Source organism: Mycobacterium sp. 050272 (genome assembly GCF_039023525.1).
Taxonomy (GTDB): Bacteria; Actinomycetota; Actinomycetes; order Mycobacteriales; family Mycobacteriaceae; genus Mycobacterium.
Map to the genome: position 1 here is coordinate 76654 of NZ_JBCHKV010000007.1, position 24820 is coordinate 101473.

Sequence of the window (24820 nt, forward strand, 5' to 3'; positions counted from 1 at the left end):
AGCTGCAAGTTTATTCCTTTTGTGCCAGCACCGCCGCAATAACGCCCTGACCTGAGAGAATGGCCACAGCAAACCGCGGTTATGCGGCGTAGGTCATCTCTCGATCTGCGCGGCCAGCCGCGACCGCAGTTCCGCGCAGCTTGCCAGGACATCGCGCAGTTGGTCGGCGACGCGGTCCGGCGCGGTGCCGCCGCGGGCGTCGCGGGAGGACACCGAGCCCTCCACGGTCAGCACCTCGCGGACGTCGGGCCGCAGGGTCGGACTGATGGCCGCCAGTTCGTCGTCGGTCAGCTCCTCGAGGCCGACGCCGCGGCCTTCGGCCGTGCGCACGGCCGCACCCGCGGCCTCGTGCGCGGACCGGAACGGCACTCCCTGTCGCACCAGCCACTCCGCGATATCGGTGGCCAGGGTGTAGCCGGCCGGGGCCAGCGCCGCCATCCGCTCGACGTGGAACGTCAAGCTGCCGACCAGCCCGGCCATCGCCGGCAGCAGCAACTCCAGCTGGGCCACCGAATCGAACACCGGTTCCTTGTCTTCCTGCAGGTCACGGTTGTAGGCCAGCGGCTGCGCCTTCAGCGTGGCCAGCAGCCCCGCCAGGTTCCCGATCAGCCGCCCCGACTTGCCGCGGGCCAGCTCAGCGATGTCGGGATTTTTCTTCTGCGGCATGATCGAGCTGCCGGTCGACCACGAGTCGTGCAGCGTGACGTAGCCGAACTCGGTTGAGCTCCAGATGATGATGTCCTCGGCGAGCCGGGACAGGTCGACCCCGATCATCGCGAAGACGAACGCCGCCTCGGCGGCAAAGTCGCGGGCGGCCGTCGCGTCAACGGAATTGGGGGCGGCGGTGGCAAAACCCAGGTCCGCGGCGATCGCGTCCGGATCCAGGCCGAGCGACGAGCCGGCCAGCGCTCCCGAACCGTACGGCGACACCGCCGCGCGTTTGTCGAAGTCGGCGAGGCGGTCCACGTCGCGCAGCAGCGGATGGGCGTGCGCGAGCAGGTGATGGGCCAGCAGGATCGGCTGGGCGGACTGCATGTGCGTCTTGCCCGGCATGATCGCCGTCGGGTGGGCATCGGCCTGGACGGCCAGCGCCGCGACAACGTCCAGCGCCCCGGCGGCGACCCGGCGGATCGCGTCGCGAAGCCACATCCGGAACAGCGTGGCCACCTGGTCGTTGCGCGACCGCCCGGCCCGCAGCCGCCCGCCCAGCTCGGGGCCGACCCGGTCGATCAGTCCGCGCTCCAGCGCGCCGTGCACGTCCTCGTCGGTGACCAGCGGGCCGAAACTGCCGTCGGCGATGTCTTGGGCCAGACTGTCCAGGCCGACCAGCAGCCCGTCGCGCTGTTCTTCGGTGAGCAGCCCGGCCCGGAACAGCACGATGGTGTGCGCGCGCGACGCGGAGATGTCGTAGGGCGCCAGCACCCAGTCGAAGTGCGTCGACTTACTCAGCGCGACCAGCGCATCCGACGGGCCGTCGGCGAACCGTCCGCCCCACAGGGATCCCTCGCGAGTGCTCACGCTTCGTCGGCGACTTTTGCGTCAAAGGCGAAGTCTCGGCGGGCCGACAGCTTGGACGACAACCCGTGCACGTAGACGAAGCCCTTGGCCGCCGACTGGTCGAAGCTGTCGCCCTCGTCGTAGGTGGCCAGGTTGAAGTCGTAGAGCGATTCCGAGCTGCGCCGGCCGTTGACCGCAATATGCCCGCCGTGCAACACCATTCGTATTTCGCCCGACACATGCTCCTGGGTCTTGGCGACGAAACTGTCCAGAGCGACCTTCAGCGGCGAGAACCACAGCCCGTCATAGACCAGCTCGGCCCAGCGCTGGTCGGTGTGGCGCTTGAATCGGCCCAATTCGCGCTCCAGGGTGACATGTTCGAGTTCGGCGTGCGCGGTGATCAACACCATCGCACCGGGCGCCTCGTAGATCTCGCGGCTCTTGATGCCCACCAGGCGGTCCTCGACGACGTCCAGGCGTCCGACCCCCTGGGCGCCGGCTCGTCGGTTGAGCTCCACGATCGCCTCGAGCACCGACACCGGTGTGCCGTCGATCGACACGGGGACGCCCCGCTCGAAGCCGACGATCACCTCGTCGGGTGTGCTCCAGTTGAGGGTCGGGTCCTCGGTGTAGTCGTACACGTCCTTGGTGGGCGCGTTCCAAAGGTGTTCCAGGAAGCCGGTTTCCACCGCGCGACCCCACACGTTCTGGTCGATGGAGAACGGCGAGCGCTTGGTGACGTTGATCGGGATCGCGTTCTCCTCCGCAAACGCGATCGCCTTCTCCCGTGTCCAGGCGTAGTCGCGGACCGGTGCAAGCACCTCCAAATCCGGTGCCAGCGAACCGAATCCGACCTCGAAGCGGACCTGGTCGTTGCCCTTGCCGGTGCAGCCGTGCGCGACGATGCTGCCGCCGTACTCGCGGGCCGCGGCGACCAGATGCTTGGCGATCAGCGGCCGGCTGATCGCGGACACCAGCGGGTAGCGGTCCATGTACAGCGCATTGTTGAGCACCGTCGGCAAGCAGTAGCCCTCGGCGAACTCGTCACGGGCATCGACGACGACCGCTTCCACCGCACCGCAGTCCAGCGCCCGCTGGCGCACGAGTTCCATGTCCTCGCCGCCCTGGCCGAGATCGATCGCAACCGCTACGACCTCGCGGCCGGTCTCCTTGCCTATCCAGCTGATGGCCACCGAGGTGTCCAGACCACCGGAATACGCCAGGATGACGCGCTCTGACATGAATCAATCTCCTAGGTTTACTTGAGCTGTTCCAAGGTTCGGGCCAGCTCGGCGCCGGTCATCGGCTCCCGGGCGGCCACGAACAGAGTGTCGTCTCCGGCGATTGTGCCGACGACGTACGGTAACGCCGCGCGATCGATTGCGCTGGCCAAATAGTCAGCTGCGCCCGGCGGAGTGCGCAGCACCGCGAGGTTCGCGCTGGCGTCGGTGGACACCAGCAGCTCGCTCAGCAGTCGCGATAAGCGCGCGGTGCCGCCGGAGACGCCACGCACCGGACTGCCGTCCTCCGGGACGACATAGACCCCGACGCCGCCGTCGGCGCCGCGCAGCTTCACCGCGCCGAGCTCTTCGAGATCGCGCGACAGCGTGGCCTGGGTGACCTCGATGCCCTCGTCGGCCAGCCTGGCGGCCAGCTCGCTCTGGCTGCTGATCGACGAGGACGACAGCACCGCGACGATGCGCGCCTGACGCCCGGCCCGGGTGACGTCGGAGACGCCGCGCGTCATCGGAACCACTCCAGCAGCCACACCAGCAGCGCTTTCTGGGCATGCAACCGGTTTTCGGCCTCGTCGAAGACCACGCTGGCCGGTCCGTCCATCACCTCGTCGGTGATCTCATCGCCGCGGTGAGCCGGAAGACAGTGCAGCACAATAGCTTTCGGGTCAGCCAACTCCAGCAGCCGCGCGTTGATCTGGAATGGCCGAAACGGTTTGACCCGGTCCAGCCCGTCGGCTTCCTGTCCCATCGACGTCCAGGTGTCGGTGACCAGGACGTCGGCGCCCGCGGCGGCCGACTCGGCATCCGTGGTCACGCTGACCGACCCACCGGTCTCGGCGGCGCGCTGCTCGGCGGCGGCCAGCACGGACGGGTCCGGCGTGAAGCCCTCCGGGGCCGCGATCGTCACGTGGATGCCGGCGGTGACCCCGCCGAGCATCAGGGAATGCGCCATGTTGTTCGCGCCGTCGCCGAAGTAGGACAGCGACAATCCGCGCAGCGCCCCCTTGTGCTCGGCGATGGTCTGCAGATCGGCCAGCACCTGGCAGGGGTGGAACTCGTCGGACAGCGCGTTGACCACCGGCACCGTCGCGGTCGAGGCCATCGCCTCCAGCCGGTCCTGCCCGAAAGTCCGCCACACGATCGCGTCGACGTAGCGCGACAGCACCCGCGCGGTGTCCTGCAACGTCTCGTCGCGGCCCAGCTGAGTGCTGCTGCTGTCGACGACGACGGGGTGCCCGCCCAGCTGCGCGATACCCACCTCGAAGGAGAAGCGCGTCCGGGTGGAGTTCTTGTCGAACAACACCGCGACCCCGCGCGGCCCGTCCAGTGGGCGACGGCTGTACGGGTTCTTCTTCAGCTCGGCGGCCAGCTCGAGCACTTCGGCCTGTTCGGCCGGCGACAGGTCGTCGTCGCGCAAAAAGTGCCTCACGCCGCGGCCTTGTCGAGGATCGCGGGCAGCGCGGTGAGGAAGCTGTCGATCTGGGCCTCGGTGATCACCAGCGGCGGCGCCAATCGGATGACGTCGGCTCCGGTGGCATTGACCAGGAATCCGGCCTCCCGCGCGGCGGCCTCGACGTCCTTGGCCCGTGGCTCGGTGAGCACCACGCCGCACAACAGCCCGCGGCCGCGGGTGTGGTGGATCAGCGGGTGGCCCAGCGCTTCGATGCCCTGGCGCAGCGACTTGCCCAGCATCTCGGCACGCCGGATCAGGTCGTCATCGACGAGTACCCGCAGCACCGCGCGTGCTGCGGCGGTGCAGACCGGGTTGCCGCCGAACGTGCTGCCGTGCAGGCCGGGAGTCAACAGGTCGGCCGCTGGCCCGACGGCCAGCACGGCTCCGATCGGCAGTCCGCCGCCGAGCCCCTTGGCCAGCGTCACCACATCGGGGGTGATGCCGTCGTGCTGGTGGGCGAAAAAGGCTCCGGTGCGCCCGATTCCGGTCTGCACCTCGTCGAGCACCAGTAGGGCGCCGTGTCGTGTCGTGATCTCGCGGGCCGCGGCCAGGTAGCCCGGGGGCGGGACGACGACGCCGCTCTCCCCCATGATCGGCTCCAGGAATACCGCCGCGGTTTGGTCGTCGACGGCGGCCGCCAGCGCATCGGCGTCGCCGTAGGGCACGTGCGTGATGTCGCCGGGCAACGGTTCGAACGGCGCCTGCTTGGCCGGCTGGCCGGTCAGCGCCAGCGAGCCCATCGTGCGGCCGTGAAAACCCTCTTGCGCGGCAACCAGTTTCGTACGGCCGGTGAGCCGCGACAACTTGAACGCCATCTCGTTGGCCTCGGTGCCCGAGTTGCAGAAGAACACCCGGGTCATGGTGTCGGTGCCCAGCAGGGCCACCAGATCCTCGGCCAGCGCGACACCCGGTTCGGTGACGTACAGGTTCGACGTGTGTCCCAGCGTCGAGAGCTGTTGCGTGACAGCCTCGATGACGGCCGGGTGGCTGTGGCCGAGCACGTTGACCGCGATGCCGGCGAGCAGGTCCAGGTAGCTCTTGCCGTCCACGTCGGTGACCACCGCGCCCTCGCCACTGGCCAGCGCGATCACCGGGGTGCCGTAGTTGTTCATCATCACGGCTTCCCACCGCTGCCGCATGGCGTCGGTGTTGCTCACGCCGCCACCACCTTGGTGCCGGTCCCGGCGTGGGTGAACAGCTCGACCAGCACGCAGTGCTTGACCCGGCCGTCGATGACGTGAGCGCTGGGCACGCCCGCGGTGACCGCCCGCAGACACGCTTCGACCTTCGGGATCATGCCCGCCTCCAAAGTGGGTAGCAGTTGCGCCAATGTGGCGGTGTCGATTTCGCTGACCAGCGAATCGCGATCCGGCCAGCTGGTGTACAGACCCTCGACATCGGTCAGCATTAACAGCTTTTCGGCGCCCAGCGCCTCGGCCAGCGCGGCCGCGGCCGTGTCGGCGTTGATGTTGTGCACCACGCCCTCGGCGTCGGGCGCCAGGGTCGAGACCACCGGAATGCGCCGCGCCGCAATGAGATCCAGCACCGCGGCGGTGTTGACCTTGTCGACGTCACCCACCAGGCCGATGTCGGTGGCCACGCCGTCGACGGTGACGCTGCGCCGCACCGCGGTGAACAGCTGAGCGTCCTCGCCGGTGATGCCGACGGCGTAGGGACCGTAGGCGTTGATCAGGTTGACCAGTTCGCGACCCACCTGTCCGAACAGCACCATCCGTGCGACGTCGAGCACTTCCGGTGTGGTGACCCGGAATCCGCCCTTGAAGTCACCCTTGTCGATGCCCAGCCGGCGCAGCATCGCGGTGATCTGCGGGCCGCCGCCGTGCACGACGACGGGATGGATTCCGCAGTTGCGCAGAAATGCCATGTCGGCGGCGAAGGCCTGACGCAGCGTCTCGTCGGTCATCGCGTTGCCGCCGTACTTGACCACGACGATCTTGCCGTGCAGCTGGACGAGCCAGGGCAGCGCCTCGGCGAGCACTTGTGCCTTGACGTGAGTGGACAGTTCGTCGGTGTTGATGTTCGCCGTCATGTGCTGTAGGCCGAGTTCTCTTCGACATAGGCATGCGACAGATCGGTGGTACGGATCGACGCTTCGCCGTCGCCCAGGCCGAGGTCGACGGTGACGTCGATGTCGGTCCCGGACAGGTCCACGTCGCGTGAGCCCGGAGCCCCGGTCCCGTTGGCGCAGACGGTAAACCCGTTGAACGACACGGTGATTCGATCGGGATCCACGAACACCCCCGGTGCCAGGCCGACGGCGGCCACCACCCGGCCCCAGTTCGGGTCCGAACCGAACATCGCGGTCTTGACCAGGCTGTCACGGGCGATCGAGCGGGCGGCCAGCACGGCGTCGGCCTCCGACGATGCGCCGGTCACCGTCACGGTGACACGCTTGGTCACCCCCTCGGCATCGGCTTGCAGCTGAAGACACAGGTCGTCGCAGACCTGCCGCACGGCGTCGTCGAGCTCGGCCTGAGACGGCGTGATCCCGCTGGCGCCGGAGGCCAACAGCAGCACGGTGTCGTTGGTCGAGCAGCAGCCGTCGATGTCGAGCCGATCGAAGGTGCGCGCGGTCGCGGCGCGCAGTGCGTGGTCGAGTGCCGCGGAGTCGGCGACCGCGTCGGTGGTCAGCACACACAGCATGGTGGCCAGCGAGGGCGCGAGCATGCCCGCGCCTTTGGCCATCCCGCCGACCGTCCAGTTGCTTTGATGATGCAGCGCAACCTTTTTCGGCACCGTGTCGGTGGTCATGATCGCCTGGGCGGCCTCGTCGCCACCACTGAGCCCGCCTTGCATCTCGTGCACGATGTGCGTGACGCCGGCGAGCACCTTATCCATCGGCAGCCGGTCGCCGATCAGTCCGGTGGAGCACACGGCGATCTCGACCGCCCCGGTCTCGGTTCCCCAGTCCGACAACGCGCCCGCAACCGCCTCCGCGGTGGCGTGGGTGTCCTGGAATCCGCCGGGCCCGGTGCAGGCGTTGGCACCGCCGGAGTTGAGGATCACCGCCCGCAGCCGGCCGGTGGTGAGGACCTGCTGGGTCCACAGCACCGGCGCGGCCTTGACCTGGTTGCGGGTGAAAACCCCGGCGGCCGCATAGTCGGGTCCTTCGTTGAACACCAGCGCGAGGTCGCGTGCGCCGGAAGCCTTGATCCCGGCGGCAATTCCGGCCGCCCGAAAACCGGCGGCCGCGGTGACACCCTGGGTGCGCACCAGCCGCGTAGCGGACGCCTCGGTGGGCTCTTCGGGAACGACATCAGTCATGGCGCCACTCCGACCACCGAAAGTCCTTGGGTCTCCGGCCAACCCAGCGCCAGGTTCATCGACTGCACGGCGGCGCCGCCGGTCCCCTTGACCAGGTTGTCGATCGCGGCGATCGCGACGAGCGTCTGGGCGTCCTCGTCGACCGCGACGGCGACGTGCGCGGCGTTGCTGCCGATCACCGAGCCGGTGCGGGGCAGCTGCCCCTCGGGCATCAGGTAAATGAAAGGTTCGGCGTCGTAAGCCTTTTCGTATGCCGCCCGCAATTGCGACAGAGGCGCCGTGGTGCGCGCGGTGCAGGTGGCCAGGATTCCGCGGGAGGTAGGGATCAGTACCGGGGTGAACGACACCGTGACGTCACGATCGGTGACGGCCCGCAGGCCCTGGGCGATTTCGGGCGTGTGCCGGTGGGCGCCGGCGATGTTGTAGGCCCGGGCCGACCCGATGACCTCGGAGCCGAGCAGGTCGGGTTTGGCGGCGCGTCCCGCTCCGGAGGTGCCGCTGACCGCGACCACCGTGACGGCCGGTTCGACCATGTCCTCGGCCACCGCGGGCAGCAATGCCAGCAGCGCCGCGGTCGGATAGCAACCCGGCACCGCGATACGGCGGGTACCGCGCAGCCGCTCCCGGGCGCCGGGCAACTCCGGCAGGCCGTAGGGCCAACTGCCCGCATGCGGGGATCCGTAGAACCGTTCCCACGCGGCGGGATCGGTGAGCCGGAAGTCCGCGCCGCAGTCGATGACCAGGGTCTCGGGGCCGAGTTGTTCGGCCAGCGCCGCCGAATGCCCATGCGGCAAGCCCAGGAAGACCACGTCATGGCCGCGCAGCACGTCGAGTTCGGTGGACTCGACCACGCGCTGCGCCAGCGGTGTGAGATGCGGGTGGTGCTCGCCGAGCGAGCTGCCTGCGCTCGCCGCGGCGGTCACCGAGCCGATCGTAAGCCGGCCGTCGGCGAAGGCCGGGTGCCCGAGCAGCAGGCGCAGAATCTCCCCGCCGGCATAGCCGCTGGCACCGGCAACCGCCACTGTTATCACGTCGGCCATTTCGTCGATTCTGCATGGTTATGCGAATGATTGCAAATTCATACTCACCGCCAACGGTTCACGCACGCCACACGGTCGTCGCCTCGTCCCGCGGCCTGCAACTCGCGTCTCGTCTTTGCTTGCCGTGAAGGTTGGCGTTACTCGGCGGGGGTATGTGGGTCGGGTGCGCCTGCAGACCCGAGAGTCCGTGTCGCCGAACCCCAAGCTGCGCCGGCTCGTGTTGGGACGCTTGCTGGCGACGGTCGCCGAGTGGATGTGGTACACCGTCACGACGGTGTATGCGTTCACCCTGTCCGGGGTGGGCGCGGTCGGGGCCATCAGCGTCGCCGCCGTTTTGCCGGCCGCGCTGCTGTCGCCGGCGCTGGGATACGTCATCGACAAGTACCCGCACGAACGCATCCTCACCGGGGTGTTCGCGATGCGCTTGGTTTCGATTGTGGTCACGGCGATCTCGGCGGCATTCTTCCCGGCGGTGTCCATCCTGGTCGCGGTGATCGGAGTCGAGGGCACCACCACCATGTTCGTGCGGCCGACGACCGCGGCGCTGCTGCCGTCCATCACCCAGCGACCCCAGGACCTGGTTCGCGCACACGCGGCGCTGGGAGCCACGGACAAGATGGGGATCCTGATCGGGCCGGTTGCGGGCGGCCTGATGCTGGCTGCCACATCACCCGCCGCGGCGCTCAGCGTCTCCGCCGTCTTCGCCCTGGGTGCCGTGGCCGCGGTGATGACCTTGCGGGTGGACGTCGCCGAACGCCCGCACGGCGCCACCGGCGATGGTCCCCGGCATGCGCTGAGCGAAACCGCCAAGGGGATCCGCACCGTCGCCGGACCCCACGTGCGTTCGATCGTCGTCGTGACCGCGCTGGCGTTCCTGATGCTGGCGGCGAGCGAAGTTTTCGTCGTGCCGTTGGCGATCGACCTCCTGCACTGGGGAAAGGCCGGACCCGGCGTGCTGACCGCTTTGATTGCGGGCGGCGGATTGCTGGGCGGGGTGGCGCTCGGTGCGATCGGCAAGCGCCGGCTGGGCCCGTGGTTCGTCGTCGCCGGGGCCGTCATGGCCACAGCCCTGACCCTGATGGCGGCCGCACCGCACTATGCCGTTGTGCTCGCCTCCACCATCGCGTTCGGCGCCGGGAGTGCCCTGGTGATGATGGCGGGCCAGGTACAGATCCAAAGTCTCATCCCGTTGTCCGCGGGCGGGCGGGTGCTCGGCGCGGTGGAAGGCCTGAGCCAGTTCGCGATGGCCGCGGGCGCGTGGGCCACGACGCGCGTGACCCAGGGGTGGTCGCTGCGCATCAGCCTGCTGGCCCTGGCCGTGCTGACGGTGTTGGCCATGCTGGCTGTGGCACGCGCGCTGCTGCGCACCGACGCCAGAGTCGCGGCGACCCGTGAGCGGGTGGGGGCCCTCGACGACATCGAGCTGTTCGCTCCGCTGACCAACGTGTTGCGGGAACGCATCGCCACTCAGATCTACCGCGAAGAGGTCGGCGCCGGCGAGGTCGTCACCTACCAAGGCGAGTACGGCGACTCCTTCTACATCGTCGAGTCCGGCACCCTCGACGTGTGCGTCGACGGACGACACGTCCGCTCGCTGTCCGCGGGCGATTTCTTCGGCGAGCTCGCCCTGCTGCGCGACACCACCCGCAGCGCTACCGTGCGCGCGACATCCGATTGCCGGCTGTGGGTCCTCCCCCGACGGGGGTTCCTGACGGTGCTGACCGGCTTTGACCCGACGGGTCAGACCATCGACGCGGCGTCCACCGAGCGACAAGCGAACATGCCCGCGACCGCGAACGGCCGCGACGCCGCGCTGGCGGGTGCACCCCTGTTGGCCGCGCTGCCCGCAGACACCCTCCGCGACCTGGCGGCCTCGGCAACCACCGAGGGATATGAGACCGCCACCGTCGTGTTCGGCGAGAACGACCCCGCCCGCGACGCGTACTACATCGTCGACGGGCGCGTCGACTTCGACCGGGCCGGCGAACGCATTCGCGCGCTGGGCCCGGGCCGGATCTTCGGCGAAGTCGCCGTGTTGCGGCCGGGCGCGACCCGTGCGGCCACCGCCACCGCCGCCCCGGGCACCGTGCTGTGGCGACTACCCGGCGAGCAACTGCGCGCGGCCGTCAGCCAAAGCTGAAGCCTAGGCGCGCATTTCGGCGCCGACGGCCTCGGCGGCGCGCCGCACCGCGGCATCGCGGGCCGCGCTGGCGTCGTCCTCGGTCAGCGTGCGGTCCGGGGCACGGAACCGCAGCGCGAAGGTCAGCGACTTGCGATTCTCGCCGATCTGCGGGCCGGTGAACACGTCGAACAGCTGCATGTCTTCCAGCAGCTCGCCGGCTCCCTCGCGCACCGCATCGGCCACCGCCTGGGCCGGCACGTCCGCGGCCACCACCAGGCTGACGTCCTGGAAGACGGCCGGGAACGGTGACACCCTGGGCGCCGGCAACAGCTCGGTGATCGGCAACGCGTCGAGGTCGAGCTCCACGGCGCAGGTCCCCTTCGGCAGCCCCGACCGCTCGATGACCGCCGGATGCAGTTGACCCGCGTGGCCGATGACGGTGTCGGCGACGACGACCTCGGCGCAGCGGCCGGGATGCCACGGCAGGTACTGCGCCGCGCGCAACGTGACGTCGATTGCGCTGGCGCGCGCAATGATTCGCACCGCCTCCAGGGCGTCGGCGGCGTCGACGGTACGGCCGGGGCCCCACGGGCCCCGGGGTTCGCGCAACCCGGCCAGCACCGCGGCGACGTGCTGAGGCTGGCGGGGCAGCGAGGTGTCCAGCGTCGCGATCTCGGCGTCGGTCGGCCGGCGGTGGACAGGGATCAGCTCGACGCCGCGAGTCTGCTCGGTCGGCCGCACCACCTGCGCGATGGCATACAGCGCTACGTCGACAAGGCCTCGGGATACATTGCGCCCCAACGCTTCCAGTAGTCCGGGCAGCAGCGTGGTAGCCAGCTCCGGACGATCGGCGTCCAGCGGGTTGAGCACCCGTGTCGCGGTGCGCCGCGGATCGTCGGCCGGTAGGCCCCAGAGGTCGAACACACCGGCCGGCAAGAACGGGGTCGGCAAGATCTCGACATACCCGGACTGCGCGAGCGACTTCCCGATCGCGCGGCGGCGCTTCTGCACCCGCGTCAGGCCGCGCCCGGCCGGCGCCGGCGGCAGCAGCGACGGAATGACCTCGAGGCCTTCCAGCCGCAGCACCTCCTCGACGAGGTCGGCGGGCTGCAGCAGATCGGGCCGCCAGCTCGGCGGGGTCACGATCAACGTGTCACCGTCTTCGGTTACCGCGGCACCGATTTGGGCCAACCGCCGGGTGGTCGTGCCCGCGGCGTACGCCACACCGGCGACGCGGTCCGGCAGGTCGGCGGCGATCGAGATCGCCGGTTGCGACCAGTCGTCGCGCGGCGGATCCCCGCGCCAGTCGGTCAGGGTCGGCGACACCGATCCGCCGGTGATGTCGGCCAGCAGCGCGGCACAGCGGTCCAGCGCGGCTACCGAGATGGCCGGGTCGACGGCGCGCTCGTAACGACGCGCGGCCTCGCTGGGCAGGTGCAGCCGCCGCTGGGTGCGCGAAATGGCGGCCGGGTCCCACACCGCGGCTTCCAGCAGCACGTCGGTGGAGTCGGTGCGCACCTCGGTGCTCACCGCGCCCATCACACCGCCGATCGCCGTCGTCGCGACGTCGTCGACGATCAGCACATCGGCCGGATCGAGTTTGCGCTCAATGTCATCCAGGGTGACGACCGTCTCGCCGGGCTGCGCGAAGCGCACCTTGAAGCCCCCGGTGATGCGGTTGCGGTCGTGGGCGTGCATCGGGTGGCCGAGTTCGAGCATCACGTAGTTGGTCACGTCCACGGCCGGGGACATCGCGCGGATGCCGGACAACAACAGCCGGCGCTGCAGCCACCATGGTGAGACCGCTGCCGGATCGATGCCGGTGACCGGGCGCAGCGCGAACCGCTGTACGCCGGTCTCGGCCTGCACGGTCAGCGGCCACGCCTCGCCGTCGGCCGGCAGCGGCTCGACGACGCTCGGGTCGACGAAATTCAGCTCGTAGGCGCAGGCGATCTCGCGGGCCAGGCCGCGCACCGACATGCAGTAACCGCGGTCCGGGGTGATGGCCAGGTTGAATACCACGTCGTCCAGCCCGAGCACCTCGGCGCCGGCGGCACCGGGTTCGGCGGTTCCCGGCGGCAGCACCAGAATTCCCGAATGGTCAGCCCCCAAGCCGAGCTCGGATGCCGAGCAGATCATCCCGTCGGAGCTGCGGCCGTAGGTCTTGCGGGCGGTGATCGCGAACCCGCCGGGCAGCGTGGTGCCGGGCAGCGCCACCACCACCAGATCACCCACCGCGAAGTTGGTTGCGCCGCAGATGATTGCACGATCTTCACCCTCGCCGACGTCGACCAGGCAAGCGCGGATCGGCTTCTTGAATTCGGTGAGCTCCTCGATCGCGGACACCCGGCCCACGGTCAGCGGACCTTCGACCGGGCCCAGGGTAAGGACTTCCTCGACCTCGTGACCGATGCGCACCAGTGTCTGCTCGAGATCGGCGGCGGCGACATCCCAGCCCGGCGACCCGGCGGCAACCACCTCACGCAGCCAGCTATACGGAATGCGCATTACAGACCCACCCCGAACGGCAGCGAGAACCGGATGTCGCCTTCGACCATGTCGCGCATGTCGGGGATGCCGTTGCGGAACTGTAGGGTGCGTTCCAGGCCCATCCCGAATGCGAAGCCCGAGTAGACATTGGGATCAATCCCGGCGGCGCGCAACACGTTTGGATGAACCATGCCGCAGCCGCCCCATTCCACCCAGCCGGCACCGCCCTTTTTGCCGACGAACCACACATCGACCTCGGCGGAGGGCTCGGTGAACGGGAAGAAGTGCGGCCGGATCCGGGTGCGGGCCTCGGGGCCGAACTCCGCGCGCGCGAACGCATCCAGGGTCCCGCGCAGGTGCGCCATCGACAGGCCGCGGTCCACAGCGAGGCCCTCGACTTGGTGGAACACCGGCGTGTGAGTGGAGTCGAGTTCGTCGGTGCGGAAGGTGCGGCCGATCGAGACGATGTAGACCGGCAGTTCGCGCTCCAGCAGCGTGCGCACCTGAACGGGCGAGGTGTGGGTGCGCAGCAGCTGGCGGGAATCATCCGGCGCGACGTAGAAGGTGTCCTGCTCGCTGCGCGCCGGGTGATCGGGCGGAAAGTTCAGGGCGTCGAAGTTGAACTGCTCGGTTTCGACCTCGGGGCCCTCGGCCAGTTCCCACCCCATCGCGATGAAGGTGTCCGCGACGTGTTCGGCCAGGATCGTGATCGGGTGCCGGGCGCCGGGAGGCTGGCGGGTCGAGGGCAGCGTGACATCGATGCTTTCGGCGACCAGCACGGCAGCGTCGCGCTCGGCACGCAGCACCGCCAGCCGTTCGTCGTACGCACTTTGCACCTCGCCGCGCGCGGTGTTGACGCGCTTGCCGGCGTCGGAGCGCTGCTCCTTGGGCAGGGTGCCCAGCGACTGTCTGGCCAGTGCGATCGGCGAGCGGTCGCCCAGGTGCTCGGTCTTGATCTGTGCCAGCGCTTCCAGGTTGCCGGCCCCGGCCAAAGCTCCGCGGGCAGCATCGACAGCCTCGGCCATCGCTTCCGGCGACAGGTCGACGGGTTGATCACCCACGCGGCGACACTCTCCTTGCTGACGAGGCGGTAGGGGCTGCCCGTATTGCCAGCGAGCGGTGCTGAAAAACAGGCACGGGTCGAGTGCCGATCATATGTGACCCAGCCCGGGGAACTGAACGCGCTTCGGCGGGCAGCGATGGATTAGCCGACCAGGGCCGGCTGCAGCGCGGTGGACGCTTCCCCGTCGTCTGCCGCCTCGACCGGCGCTGGGTGGCGCGACGCCCTGAGCTGGGCGAGCTTGTAGGCCGCGAAAGCGCCGAGCGACCCGACGACCGGAGCCGTGGCCATCGTTGCCCAGTGGTGAGCCAGGACCAGGAAGCCGAACCCGGAGGACGCCACCAGCATCGCGATCAGCACCGGCGTCCAGCGGATCGGTTGACGGAACCGGGCGGACACCAGCACGCCCAGGATCACGGCGACGGTGTGACCCGCGTCGGTGAAGTCGGCACCGATGATCGCCGAGGCCAGGCCCGCCGAGATCCACCAGCCGATCCACGCCGGGCGCCACCGCTGCGGTATCGCGGCCGTCATCGCGCCGAGCACCGCCAGGGCGCCATAGCTCATCCCGACGTCGCTGGCCCGCGAGATCGATATCGGCAGCCAGCCGAACTCGACCGCGGAGGCAAGAGCGGCGGCCACCACCAACGTCGCGCCGATGTGACCGACCACGAACGCGATCACCAACCGGATGGTCTGCAAATGCAGCTCCGCAAGCGCCAGCAGGCAGGTCAGGAACGGCAACCAGAACCACAGCGGACCGGCGTCGACGACCAGCGCGCTGCCCAACAGGGTGCCGATGTGTCCGTGCGCCAAGTTGTGCAGGTTGGTGCTGGCACGCGCGACGATGACGTCGTGCGCGTGCTGGCCGAGCATCAGGATGGCGCAGCTCACGGCAAGCAGCACCGCGGCATACCCCACGGTGAAACGGATCCGGCCGAGCCGGGAAAGCAGTCCCCCAAGCATTGAATCCATTATGAGGGCTAAATTGTTTCGTCCTCGTGATGGGACGCTGTGACTTGGCTAATAGTATTCCAAGCGGTATATCGCCAAGTCCGGCGGAATGCCCGGGGTCTTGGGCGTAAACATGGATTTACGTGCGCGTTTAGCGACGACGCCGAGTACGTCCAGCTCGTTCTGCGGGATCAGATCCAGCGCCGCAGCCGAGATCATGATCCCACCCTTGGTGGCACGATCCATCACGCGAGCGGCGATATTGACGTCGACACCGAGCCAATCGGCGGCCAGCCGCTGCGGTCGCCCGGTGTGGATCCCGACCCGCATCCGGGGTCGATAGCCGCCCACCTCGACCTCCCGCATCGCGGCGTCGGCCTGCACCACGGCCCGCACCGCGACATCAGGACGCCGGAACACTGCCATGATGCCGTCGCCCATCCGCTTGACGATGTGCCCGCCGGCATCGAGCAACGGCGGCTCCACCGCGCGGGCCACCTGGCGCAGCAATGTGAGCGCCGCATCGTCCCCGGCCTGCAGCGACCACGTCGAAAAGCCGACCAGGTCGGTGAAGACGAGCGTCACCTCCGGGTTCGCCGGCCGGCGAGACACCGCTTCGGTCAGGGCCTGCCAGACCTGCAGCACGCCAAGACTGACTTCGCGCGAGGCCGCATCGCGATCCCCCAGCAACCGGTCGGCGGCGCGGGCCGCCGCCCGCGGGCCGCCATCACCCGCAGTCGACAGCGGGTCGCCGAATTCGGGATCGCCCGGCAGCATCCGCCGCGCCCGCCGAATGAAGGCCACCACGCCCGGGCTGCGATTGGCGGTCTGCCACCACTGGACCGCGGTGTGTTTGGACACCGGAGGTCGTCTTCCTGAGAAAGAGGTGGAGCCGGGAGGCGTCACCGTCGTCACCGAATCCGAGTCCTTGTCATAGGACTCGGCCGGATCCGGATCGCGCGGCGCGAGTTCCACCTGGCAAGGGTAAGTAGTTCCGGGGAAGCCGGGCAACGACGCCTGTCCGGTTTGTGTCACACATCGCATCAAACCGGCTGATCACGACGCTGCCACACGTGCGTGGAATCTCGGTAACGGCTTCGCGTGGCGCGCGCCGAAACGCGGACAACACGCGTTGTCAGAGTTATCGTGAGCTCATTGGGCACGTAGGAGGTCGTGATGACAACCGCATCGACCACATCCGCTGATCCTCTTGGGCCAGATTCCCTGACCTGGAAGTACTTTGGCGACCTGCGCACCGGAATGATGGGCGTCTGGATCGGGGCGATCCAGAACATGTACCCACAGCTCGGTGCCGGCGTCGAGGAGCATTCGATCCTGCTGCGCGAGCCGCTGCAGCGGGTGGCCCGGTCGGTGTATCCGATCATGGGCGTGGTCTACGACGGCGATCGCGCGCCTCTGACGGGTGAGCAGATCAAGCACTACCACGACACCATCAAGGGGATTGATGCCGAAGGGCGTCGCTATCACGCGCTGAATCCCGAGACCTTCTACTGGGCGCACGCCACCTTCTTCATGCTCATCGTCAAGGTCGCCGAATACTTTTGCGGCGGCCTGACCGAGTCCGAGAAGCGCCAGCTGTTCGACGAGCACGTGCAGTGGTACCGGATGTACGGCATGAGCATGCGGCCGGTGCCGGGGTCCTGGGAGGAATTCCAGGAGTACTGGGACCGGGTCTGCCGCGACGAGCTGGAGATCAACCAGGCAACGCTGGACATCTTCCGGATCCGCATCCCGAAGCCGAAGTTCGTCCTGATGCCCACGCCGATCTGGGATCAGATCTTCAAGCCGTTGGTGGCCGGTCAACGCTGGATCGCGGCCGGGCTCTTCGAACCGGCGGTGCGCGAGAAGGCGGGCATGCGCTGGACACCGGGCGACGAAATCCTGCTGCGGGTGTTCGGCAAGCTGATTGCGCTGGCGTTCCTGGCAGTGCCCGACGAGATCCGGCTGCATCCGCGGGCGCTGGCCGCCTACCGCCGCGCCGAGGGCCGGGTTCCGCTCGATGCGCCACTGGTCGAGGCGCCCGAGTTCATCGCACCGCCGCGCGACCGGCGCGGCCTGCCGATGCACTACTGGCCCCCGGGTTCCCTGCGCAATAAGTCGCTGATCGAGCGGGCCGGGTCGCTGGTGCACACCACACTCTCGCTGGCCGGGCTGCGCCCCGCCGGCGGCCGCAAAAGGGCCGCTTAGAAACCCTGCAGCACACCCAGTGCCTGGGCGCTCTGATACAGGCAGATCGCCGCGGCAGCAGCGACATTCAAGCTCTCGGCGCCGCCCGACATCGGGATGCGCACGCGCTGGTCCGCCTGGTCGGTGATCTCTTCGGGCAAGCCGTGCGATTCGGGGCCGAACAGCCAGGCCGTCGGCCTACTCAGCAGTTCGTCAGCCTCGTCCAGCCGCGTCCCGCCGTCGACGGTGGTGGCCAGCGCCTGCAGCCCGGCGACACGCACCGCGCCCAGCACCGCGTCGACGTCAGGGTCGGCGACGACCGGAAGTGAGAAGATGCTGCCGGCCGACGCGCGCAGGCACTTGCCGTTGTAGGGGTCGACGCTGTGCCCCGCGAGAATCACCGCCGCGGCGCCCATGGCGTCGGCCAGACGGATCAGCGTGCCCGCGTTGCCCGGCTCGCTGATCTCGACGGCGACGGCGACCAGCCGGGGTGAGCCGGCCAACGCCTGCTGCAGTCCGGTTGCCGGCATGTCGCAGACGGCGACCAGCCCCGCCGGAGTAACGGTGTCGGACAGGGCTTTTGCGGCACGGTCGGTGACCACATGGACCGGGCCTCGCTGGCCGGCCAGCAGGGCCGCGTGCCGCTGCGCCGCGAGCTCGGTGACGAACACCTCGCGGACCAAGCCGCGCGACGACGCGGCCTCAACCAGATTTTGGCCTTCGGCCAGGAACTGGTTCGCCCGTCGTCGCACAACGTGGCGATGCAATTTGACCGCCGCGGCCACCCGGGCCGAGCGCTCGGTGAGCACCGGGGTTAAGCAGCTTCTCCGGAGGGCGCGTTGACGTCCTTGGGCAAGGCCGCCCGGGCGACGTCGACCAGCGCGGTGAACGCGGCCGGATCGGTGATCGCGATGTCGGCAAGGTTTTTGCGGTCGACTTCCACACCGGCGGCCTTGAGGCCCTGGATCAGCCGGTTGTAGGTGATGTCGTTGGCGCGGGCCGCCGCGTTGATACGCGAGATCCACAACTTGCGGAACTCACCCTTGCGGGCGCGGCGGTCGCGGTAGGCGTACTGCAACGAATGCAGCTGCTGCTCTTTGGCTTTGCGGTAGAGCCGAGACCGCTGGCCGCGATAGCCTTTCGAGGCTGTCAGGACGCTGCGCCTCTTCTTGTGGGCGTTGACTGCCCGCTTCACGCGTGCCATGGATGTTCCTACTCTCGTTCAGACGTAAATGGTCTCAGGTGCCGTGCCGGGTTCGGTGTATCCCGGCCGGCACTCGGTGTGGCTGAGGTCAGCCGTTCAGCATCGCGTTGACACGCTTGGTGTCGTTGGCCGCAACCTCGGTGCGGCCGTCGAGCCGCCGGGTGCGCTTGCTCGGCTTGTGCTCGAGCAGGTGTCGACGATTGACTTTCTGGCGGACGATCTTTCCGGTCCCGGTACGCCGGAATCGCTTGGTCGCCCCGCTGTGGGACTTGGCCTTGGGCATGTTTCCTCTGGTTCTTACTGTTTCGCGGTTTGGCTGTCAGGTCAGTTCGGTGCAGCTGCGTTGTCGCCGGGGGCATCGGTCTCGTCGGCGGCCTGCGCCGGCGCGGCTCCGGGCTGTTCCGGGTGCTGCGCCCTGGCGCGAGTCTTGGCGCCGCGGTGCGGCGCCAGCACCATCGTCATGTTGCGGCCGTCCTGCTTGGCCGACGTTTCGACGAATCCGTACTCGGCGACGTCCGCGCCCAGGCGCTGCAGCAATCGGTAGCCCAACTCGGGCCTCGACTGCTCGCGTCCGCGGAACATGATGGTGACCTTTACCTTCGATCCCGCTTCCAGGAAGCGGATTACGTGGCCCTTCTTGGTCTCGTAATCGTGATCGTCGATCTTGGGTCGCAGCTTTTGCTCTTTGACAACGGTCTGCTGCTGGTTCCGGCGGGATTCGCGCGCCTTTTGCGCCGCCTCGTACTTGAACTTGCCGTAGTCCATGATCTTGCAGACCGGTGGCCTGGCGTTCGGGGCGACTTCGACGAGGTCGAGATCGGCGTCCGCGGCGACGCGCAATGCGTCTTCGATACGCACGATGCCTACCTGCTCCCCCCCCGGGCCGATCAGTCGGACTTCAGGTACGCGGATGCGCTCATTGACGCGGGTCTCAGTGCTGATGGGGCCTCCCTTGTTGGGCTTTTCGTCGTCTCGCACGACCGGTGGCTCGGGCCCGTCGGGATTCAGCAGTGGAAACGCCACACCATCAGCAAAAAAAGCCCTGCAGAAGCAGGGCCCAATGCCGACCGATCACGACCTGAAACGCATTCAGGCCGTTCGCGCCATGCGCGAAACAGGCACCTTGCGGTGCCGGTGACCGGACCGCTACGCCTTGAAATGTTTCGCGGCTAGCGGTGGGAGTGGGACTCCACTTAACTGTCCCAGGCCAAGCCGGGATGGTCGCGGAGGCAAGTCTAGCAGCCATCGGGCGTCTGCCTGCATTTCAGCTGCCGGAGACCACCGCGGGCGGCATTCCGAACCGCGCCATCGCGCCGCGCCCGGGACCGATAACTAGTCTCGACGTGATTGGCGCTTCGCCAGGCATTTCACGGTGTAAAGGCTTATCCTCGCGGTCTGTGACTCTCGCTTCTGCTGCTTCGGGGCCTCGTTCCGGCAGCCGGTCGAACTCTCGGTACCGGTGGGTACCGGCGGCGGCCGGCTGGACCGTCGGCGTCATCGCCACCCTGTCCCTGATCGGCAGCGTGTCGCCCCTGATCCGGTGGTTGATCAAGGGCCCGCGGGAGTTCATCAACGACTACCTGTTCAACTTCCCGGACACCAGCATCGCGTGGTCGTTCGTGCTGGCGCTGCTGGCGGCGGCGCTGACCGCCCGTAAACGTATCGCGTGGTGGGTGCTGCTGGGCCAGATGGTGCTGGCCGCATTCTGGAACGCCGCCGACATCGCCGCCGGCGACAACACCGCGGCCGAGACGTTCGGCGAAAACCTCGGGTTCGCGATGCACATCGTCGTGATCGTCCTGCTGCTGTTGAGTTATCGGGAGTTCTGGGCCAAGGTCCGCCGCGCGGCGCTGCTCAAGGCGGCCGCCGTCCTGGTCGTCGGGGACGTGATCGGAATCCTGTTGTCCTGGGGCCTGGTCGAGCTCTTCCCCGGGTCGCTGGCCCGCCAGGATCGGCTGGGTTACGTGGCCAACCGCGTCGTCGGGTTCGCGCTGGCCGACCCCGACCTGTTCACCGGCAAGCCGCACGTTCTGCTCAATGCGATCTTCGGGTTGTTCGGCGCGCTCGCCCTGATCGCGGCCGCGATCGTGCTGTTCCAGTCCCAGCGCGCCGACAACGCTCTCACCGGCGAGGACGAGTCCGCGATCCGCGGGCTGCTCGAGCTGTACGGGAAGAACGATTCGCTGGGTTACTTCGCCACCCGACGCGACAAGTCGGTGGTCTTCGCCCATAGTGGCCGCGCCGCGATCACCTACCGAGTCGAGGTGGGCGTCTGCCTGGCCAGTGGCGATCCGGTCGGTGACCCCCGGGCCTGGTCGCAAGCCGTCGAGGCATGGCTGGGGCTGTGCAAGACCTACGGCTGGGCACCCGGTGTGATGGGCGCCAGTTCCCAAGGGGCTCAGTCGTATCGGGAGCGCGGCCTCAATGCTCTCGAGCTTGGCGACGAGGCCATTCTGCGGACCTCCGATTTCAAGCTGTCCGGCCCGGACATGCGCGGGGTGCGTCAGGCCGTGACGCGGGCACGCCGAGCCGGGCTGACGGTCCGCATCCGCCGGCACCGCGACATCAGCGCCGAGGAGATGGCCGAGACGATCGCACGCGCCAACGCCTGGCGCGACACCCAGTCCGAGCGCGGATTTTCCATGGCGCTGGGGCGACTGGGAGATCCCGCCGACGGCGAGTGCCTGCTGGTCGAGGCGCTGGATCGGGACGAGCAGGTGGTCGCGATGCTGTCGCTGGTGCCATGGGGAAGCACCGGGGTTTCCCTGGATGTGATGCGCCGCTCCCCCAACTCGCCCAACGGCACCAACGAATTCATGGTCAGCGAACTTGCCCTGAACGCGGAAGGGCTTGGTATCAATCGTGTTTCGCTGAACTTCGCCATGTTCCGGTCGGCGTTCGAGCAGGGCGCGCAACTCGGCGCCGGCCCGATCGCACGGCTGTGGCGCGGGTTGCTGCTGTTCTTCTCCCGGTGGTGGCAGCTGGAGACGCTGTACCGCTCCAACATGAAGTACCAACCCGAATGGGTTCCCCGCTACGCCTGCTACGAAGACGCCCGGCTGATCCCGCGGGTGGGTGTCGCTTCGGCGATGGCCGAAGGCTTCCTGGTGTTGCCATTCAGCCGGCGCGACAAGGTCCACACCGGGCACCACTCGGCTGTGCCGGCCAGGCTCGCGGAATCGGGGTTGCTGCACGAAGACGGATCGACGCCAGACGTCAGCGGGCTCAAGCGGGGCGACGAAGTCGACTCCGAGGAGTACCGGCGACGGCTACCCGAACAGGTACGTGTCCGCCTGACCAAGCTGAGAACGCTGCAGCGCAACGGAATTGACGCCTACCCGGTGGGATCTCCGCCCAGCCACACCGTCGCGCGCGCCCTCGACAGCGACGACCAGGACACGGTCTCGGTAGCGGGCCGGATCTTGCGGATCCGTGACTTCGGCGGCGTGCTGTTCGCCGAACTACGTGACTGGTCGGGCGAAATGCAAGTGCTGCTGGATAATTCGCGCCTGGAGTCCGGCCGGACCGCCGATTTCACCGCGGCCATCGACCTCGGCGACCTGGTCGAGATGACCGGGCACATGGGATTCAGCAAGCGCGGAACCCGCTCGTTGATCGTCAGCGACTGGCGAATGGTCGGGAAGTGCTTGCGGCCGTTGCCCAACAAGTGGAAAGGGCTGACCGACCCGGAAGCGCGGGTGCGCACCCGGTACGTCGACCTGGCGGTCAATGCCGAGTCACGCAACCTGGTGATGGCCCGCAGCAGCGTGCTGCGTTCGGTGCGCGAAACGTTGTTCGCCAAGGACTTCATCGAGGTGGAAACCCCGATCCTGCAGCCGATTCACGGCGGGGCCGCGGCCCGCCCGTTCGTCACACACATCAACACCTACGACATGGACCTGTTTCTGCGCATCGCGCCCGAGCTGTACCTGAAGCGGTTGTGCGTCGGCGGCGTGGAGCGGGTGTTCGAACTGGGCCGGGCCTTCCGTAACGAAGGCGTCGACTTCAGCCACAACCCGGAGTTCACGCTGCTGGAGGCCTATCAGGCCCATGCCGACTACCGGGTGTGGATCGACGGCTGCCGCGAGCTCATCCAGAACGCCGCCGAGGCGGCCAACGGCACGCAGACCGTGCTGCGGCCCCACCCGCGGGACGACGGCCGCCTCGAGCCTGTCGACATCTCCGGGGAATGGCCGGTGAAGACGGTGCACGACGCGGTCTCCGACGCACTCGGCGAACGCATCAACCCGAACACGTCGCTGAGCGCATTGCGCAAGCTGTCCGACCGCGCCCGCATTCCGTACCGGGACCACTGGGACGCCGGCGCAGTCGTGCTGGAGCTCTACGAGCACCTGGTCGAGGACCGCACCGAGGCGCCGACGTTCTACATCGACTTTCCGACGTCGGTGTCACCGCTGACCCGGCCGCACCGCAGTCAGCCCGGCGTCGCCGAGCGATGGGACCTGGTGGCGTGGGGCGTCGAGCTGGGCACCGCCTACAGCGAGCTGACCGATCCGGTGGAACAGCGGCGCCGGCTGCTTGCGCAGTCGCTGCTGGCCGCCGGCGGTGACCCCGAGGCCATGGAACTCGACGAAGACTTCCTGCAGGCCATGGAATACGCGATGCCCCCCACCGGCGGGCTCGGGATGGGTATCGATCGGCTCGTGATGCTCATAACTGGTCGCAGCATCCGCGAGACCCTGCCATTTCCGCTGGCCAAACCGCATTAGCCCAGCCAACGGCGCCTGCGTGATCGCACCGGGAACATCGGTTGAATATGTTCCGGGATGGTTAACAATCGATCACAATGGATCGCGTGACACCGCCGGCGCCGGTTGCCACCGGACAGTTGTTGGCAAGTAGCCATACCTCCCTGATGCACGGCTGGGTGCCGATCACGGCCCAGGTCGTCACCGCGCTCGTGCTGACGCTGGCCGTCGGCTGGCGTTCCCAGCGCTGGCGGACGATGTGCCTGCCCCTGGCGGCCGCGATCGGTGGTGCCGCGGCGTACGCAACGCACTGGTACGTCGTCGATCAGGGTCTGTCCGAGGAACCCGCGCCGGCCGCGCTGTGGCTGTGGATCGCGGTCGCCGGCATGGCCGGAGCGGTGCTGCTGCTGGGCTGGCGCGGCGCAACCGGCTGGCGGCGGGGTGCGGCCCTGGTCTCGGTGCCGCTGTGCCTGCTGTGCGCCGCGCTGATGCTCAATCTGTGGGTCGGCTACTTCCCCACCGTGCAGTCCGCGTGGGGTCAGCTCACCTCCGGCCCACTGCCCGACCAGACCGATCGGGCCACCGTTACCGCGATGGCCGCCAAGGGAACTCGGCCGGCGCACGGCAGTGTGGTGCCGGTGGTCATCCCGTCGTCCGCCTCGCACTTCAAACACCGCGGCGAGCTGGTGTACCTGCCGCCCGAATGGTTCGCGACCAGCCCGCCGCCGGCGCTGCCGACGGTGATGATGATCGGCGGACAGTTCAATACCCCGGCCGACTGGACGCGTGCGGGCAACGCGATCAAGACGATCGACGACTTCGCCTCGGCCCACCACGGCCAAGCCCCGGTGCTGGTGTTCGTGGACTCCGGCGGGGCTTTCAACAACGACACCGAATGCGTCAACGGCGTCCGCGGCAACGCTGCCGACCACCTCACCGAAGATGTTGTCCCCTATATGGTTACCAGCTTCGGCGTCAGCGGCGACCGCGCGAACTGGGGCGTGGCGGGCTGGTCCATGGGGGGCACCTGCGCGGTGGACTTGACCGTCATGCACCCGGATATGTTCAGCGCGTTCGTCGACGTCGCCGGCGACTTCTTCCCCAACGCCGGCAACAAGGCGCAAACCATCAGCCGGCTGTTCGGCGGAAACGCCGATGCGTGGGCGTCGTTCGACCCGAGCACGGTGATCAACCGGCACGGCCGGTACCACGACGTTTCCGGCTGGTTCGCGATCTCGTCGGACGACCGGCCTGCCACGCACGCGATCGCGGACACCGCGGCAATGCGGCTGGCGCAGCGCGATGCCGCCGCCAACCCGAGCAACCAGACCGCGGCCGCCTATTCACTCTGCGCGCTCGGCCGAGCCAATGGCATCGACTGCGCGGTGCTCCCCCAGCCGGGTAAGCACGACTGGCCCTTCGCCGATCGGGTCTTCGCGGCCGCGCTGCCGTGGCTGGCCGGCCAGCTGGGCACGCCCGGCGTGCCGCGGGCTCCGTTGCCAGGCACGTCGCCCGCCGAGGCGACGACGGTCGCGCCGGTGGTGGTCCCGGCCCAGCACGCCAACACCGCGCCGAGGTAGC

20 protein-coding genes are annotated in these 24820 nt (G+C 68.5%); 4 read left to right on the forward strand and 16 right to left on the reverse strand.

Annotated elements, in window-relative coordinates; translation table 11 throughout:
* Positions 1-93 precede the first annotated feature (93 nt).
* From argH to argC, 8 genes are read right to left on the reverse strand one after another with little or no spacing between them, the layout of a single operon-like run.
* Positions 94-1518, reverse strand: a complete 1425-nt coding sequence (argH, locus tag AAHS21_RS15915; protein WP_342928579.1) for an argininosuccinate lyase — start codon at positions 1516-1518, stop codon at positions 94-96.
* Complete coding sequence (locus tag AAHS21_RS15920) at positions 1515-2738, reverse strand: argininosuccinate synthase (protein WP_342928580.1); 1224 nt, start codon at positions 2736-2738, stop codon at positions 1515-1517. The genes argH and AAHS21_RS15920 overlap by 4 nt, the downstream gene beginning before the upstream one ends.
* 17 nt (positions 2739-2755) lie before the next feature.
* Complete coding sequence (locus AAHS21_RS15925) at positions 2756-3244, reverse strand: arginine repressor (RefSeq protein WP_342928581.1); 489 nt, start codon at positions 3242-3244, stop codon at positions 2756-2758.
* Complete coding sequence (gene argF / locus AAHS21_RS15930; RefSeq protein WP_342928582.1) at positions 3241-4164, reverse strand: ornithine carbamoyltransferase; 924 nt, start codon at positions 4162-4164, stop codon at positions 3241-3243. Before argF ends, AAHS21_RS15925 begins: the two co-directional genes overlap by 4 nt.
* Positions 4161-5327, reverse strand: a complete 1167-nt coding sequence (locus AAHS21_RS15935) for an acetylornithine transaminase (protein ID WP_342928715.1) — start codon at positions 5325-5327, stop codon at positions 4161-4163. Before AAHS21_RS15935 ends, argF begins: the two co-directional genes overlap by 4 nt.
* 14 nt (positions 5328-5341) lie before the next feature.
* Positions 5342-6238 carry an acetylglutamate kinase gene (gene argB / locus AAHS21_RS15940; protein WP_342928583.1) on the reverse strand — a complete coding sequence of 299 codons (897 nt, stop codon included), beginning with the start codon at positions 6236-6238 and terminating at the stop codon, positions 5342-5344.
* Positions 6235-7473 carry a bifunctional glutamate N-acetyltransferase/amino-acid acetyltransferase ArgJ gene (gene argJ / locus AAHS21_RS15945; protein WP_342928584.1) on the reverse strand — a complete coding sequence of 413 codons (1239 nt, stop codon included), beginning with the start codon at positions 7471-7473 and terminating at the stop codon, positions 6235-6237. The genes argB and argJ overlap by 4 nt, the downstream gene beginning before the upstream one ends.
* Positions 7470-8513 (reverse strand): N-acetyl-gamma-glutamyl-phosphate reductase, encoded by a 1044-nt coding sequence (gene argC, locus AAHS21_RS15950; protein WP_342928585.1) that lies wholly within the window; start codon positions 8511-8513, stop codon positions 7470-7472. The genes argJ and argC overlap by 4 nt, the downstream gene beginning before the upstream one ends.
* A 163-nt stretch (positions 8514-8676) precedes the next feature.
* On the opposite strand from argC, the gene AAHS21_RS15955 reads away from it, so the two are divergent.
* Positions 8677-10653 (forward strand): MFS transporter, encoded by a 1977-nt coding sequence (locus AAHS21_RS15955; protein ID WP_342928586.1) that lies wholly within the window; start codon positions 8677-8679, stop codon positions 10651-10653.
* A gap of 3 nt (positions 10654-10656) precedes the next feature.
* On the opposite strand, the gene pheT is transcribed toward AAHS21_RS15955, so the two are convergent.
* The 4 genes from pheT to AAHS21_RS15975 form a co-directional block, all read right to left on the reverse strand.
* Positions 10657-13143, reverse strand: coding sequence for a phenylalanine--tRNA ligase subunit beta (gene pheT, locus AAHS21_RS15960; protein WP_342928587.1), 2487 nt, complete (start codon positions 13141-13143; stop codon positions 10657-10659).
* Positions 13143-14186, reverse strand: coding sequence for a phenylalanine--tRNA ligase subunit alpha (gene pheS / locus AAHS21_RS15965; RefSeq protein ID WP_342928588.1), 1044 nt, complete (start codon positions 14184-14186; stop codon positions 13143-13145). The genes pheT and pheS overlap by 1 nt, the downstream gene beginning before the upstream one ends.
* A gap of 143 nt (positions 14187-14329) precedes the next feature.
* Entirely contained in the window at positions 14330-15151 is an 822-nt protein-coding gene (locus AAHS21_RS15970) for a rhomboid-like protein (RefSeq protein WP_342928589.1), read from the reverse strand.
* Positions 15152-15208: 57 nt separating this feature from the next.
* Positions 15209-16000, reverse strand: coding sequence for an adenylate/guanylate cyclase domain-containing protein (locus tag AAHS21_RS15975; RefSeq protein WP_342928716.1), 792 nt, complete (start codon positions 15998-16000; stop codon positions 15209-15211).
* Positions 16001-16315: 315 nt separating this feature from the next.
* Between AAHS21_RS15975 and AAHS21_RS15980 the strand changes: the two genes are divergently transcribed.
* Positions 16316-17347, forward strand: a complete 1032-nt coding sequence (locus tag AAHS21_RS15980) for an oxygenase MpaB family protein (protein WP_342928590.1) — start codon at positions 16316-16318, stop codon at positions 17345-17347.
* Here AAHS21_RS15980 and AAHS21_RS15985 read toward each other — a convergent pair.
* The 4 genes from AAHS21_RS15985 to infC form a co-directional block, all read right to left on the reverse strand.
* Entirely contained in the window at positions 17344-18135 is a 792-nt protein-coding gene (locus tag AAHS21_RS15985; protein ID WP_342928591.1) for an RNA methyltransferase, read from the reverse strand. The genes AAHS21_RS15980 and AAHS21_RS15985 overlap by 4 nt on opposite strands.
* A gap of 5 nt (positions 18136-18140) precedes the next feature.
* Positions 18141-18530, reverse strand: coding sequence for a 50S ribosomal protein L20 (gene rplT / locus AAHS21_RS15990; protein ID WP_036468879.1), 390 nt, complete (start codon positions 18528-18530; stop codon positions 18141-18143).
* 88 nt (positions 18531-18618) lie between these two features.
* Positions 18619-18813, reverse strand: coding sequence for a 50S ribosomal protein L35 (gene rpmI, locus AAHS21_RS15995; RefSeq protein ID WP_267730407.1), 195 nt, complete (start codon positions 18811-18813; stop codon positions 18619-18621).
* Between the two features lie 41 nt (positions 18814-18854).
* On the reverse strand, positions 18855-19472 hold the full coding sequence (gene infC / locus AAHS21_RS16000) for a translation initiation factor IF-3 (protein WP_096291081.1): 618 nt from the start codon (positions 19470-19472) through the stop codon (positions 18855-18857).
* A 455-nt stretch (positions 19473-19927) separates the two neighbouring features.
* Here infC and lysX point away from each other — a divergent pair, with 455 nt between their 5' ends.
* Together lysX and AAHS21_RS16010 are read left to right on the forward strand one after the other, a co-directional pair.
* Positions 19928-23260, forward strand: coding sequence for a bifunctional lysylphosphatidylglycerol synthetase/lysine--tRNA ligase LysX (lysX, locus tag AAHS21_RS16005; RefSeq protein ID WP_342928592.1), 3333 nt, complete (start codon positions 19928-19930; stop codon positions 23258-23260).
* A gap of 146 nt (positions 23261-23406) precedes the next feature.
* Entirely contained in the window at positions 23407-24819 is a 1413-nt protein-coding gene (locus AAHS21_RS16010; RefSeq protein WP_342928717.1) for an alpha/beta hydrolase-fold protein, read from the forward strand.
* The last annotated feature ends 1 nt before the right edge of the window (position 24820 follow it).

Bases quoted from the DNA above. Each gene is read 5' to 3' on its own strand.
- AAHS21_RS15920 (WP_342928580.1), bottom strand. From the start codon at position 2,738: ATGTCAGAGCGCGTCATCCTGGCGTATTCCGGTGGTCTGGACACCTCG.
- AAHS21_RS15925 (WP_342928581.1), bottom strand. From the start codon at position 3,244: ATGACGCGCGGCGTCTCCGACGTCACCCGGGCCGGGCGTCAGGCGCGC.
- AAHS21_RS15935 (WP_342928715.1), bottom strand. From the start codon at position 5,327: ATGCGGCAGCGGTGGGAAGCCGTGATGATGAACAACTACGGCACCCCG.
- argB (WP_342928583.1), bottom strand. From the start codon at position 6,238: ATGACGGCGAACATCAACACCGACGAACTGTCCACTCACGTCAAGGCA.
- argJ (WP_342928584.1), bottom strand. From the start codon at position 7,473: ATGACTGATGTCGTTCCCGAAGAGCCCACCGAGGCGTCCGCTACGCGG.
- argC (WP_342928585.1), bottom strand. From the start codon at position 8,513: ATGGCCGACGTGATAACAGTGGCGGTTGCCGGTGCCAGCGGCTATGCC.
- pheT (WP_342928587.1), bottom strand. From the start codon at position 13,143: ATGCGCATTCCGTATAGCTGGCTGCGTGAGGTGGTTGCCGCCGGGTCG.
- AAHS21_RS15970 (WP_342928589.1), bottom strand. From the start codon at position 15,151: ATGCTTGGGGGACTGCTTTCCCGGCTCGGCCGGATCCGTTTCACCGTG.
- AAHS21_RS15980 (WP_342928590.1), top strand. From the start codon at position 16,316: ATGACAACCGCATCGACCACATCCGCTGATCCTCTTGGGCCAGATTCC.
- rplT (WP_036468879.1), bottom strand. From the start codon at position 18,530: ATGGCACGCGTGAAGCGGGCAGTCAACGCCCACAAGAAGAGGCGCAGC.
- rpmI (WP_267730407.1), bottom strand. From the start codon at position 18,813: ATGCCCAAGGCCAAGTCCCACAGCGGGGCGACCAAGCGATTCCGGCGT.
- AAHS21_RS16010 (WP_342928717.1), top strand. From the start codon at position 23,407: ATGCACGGCTGGGTGCCGATCACGGCCCAGGTCGTCACCGCGCTCGTG.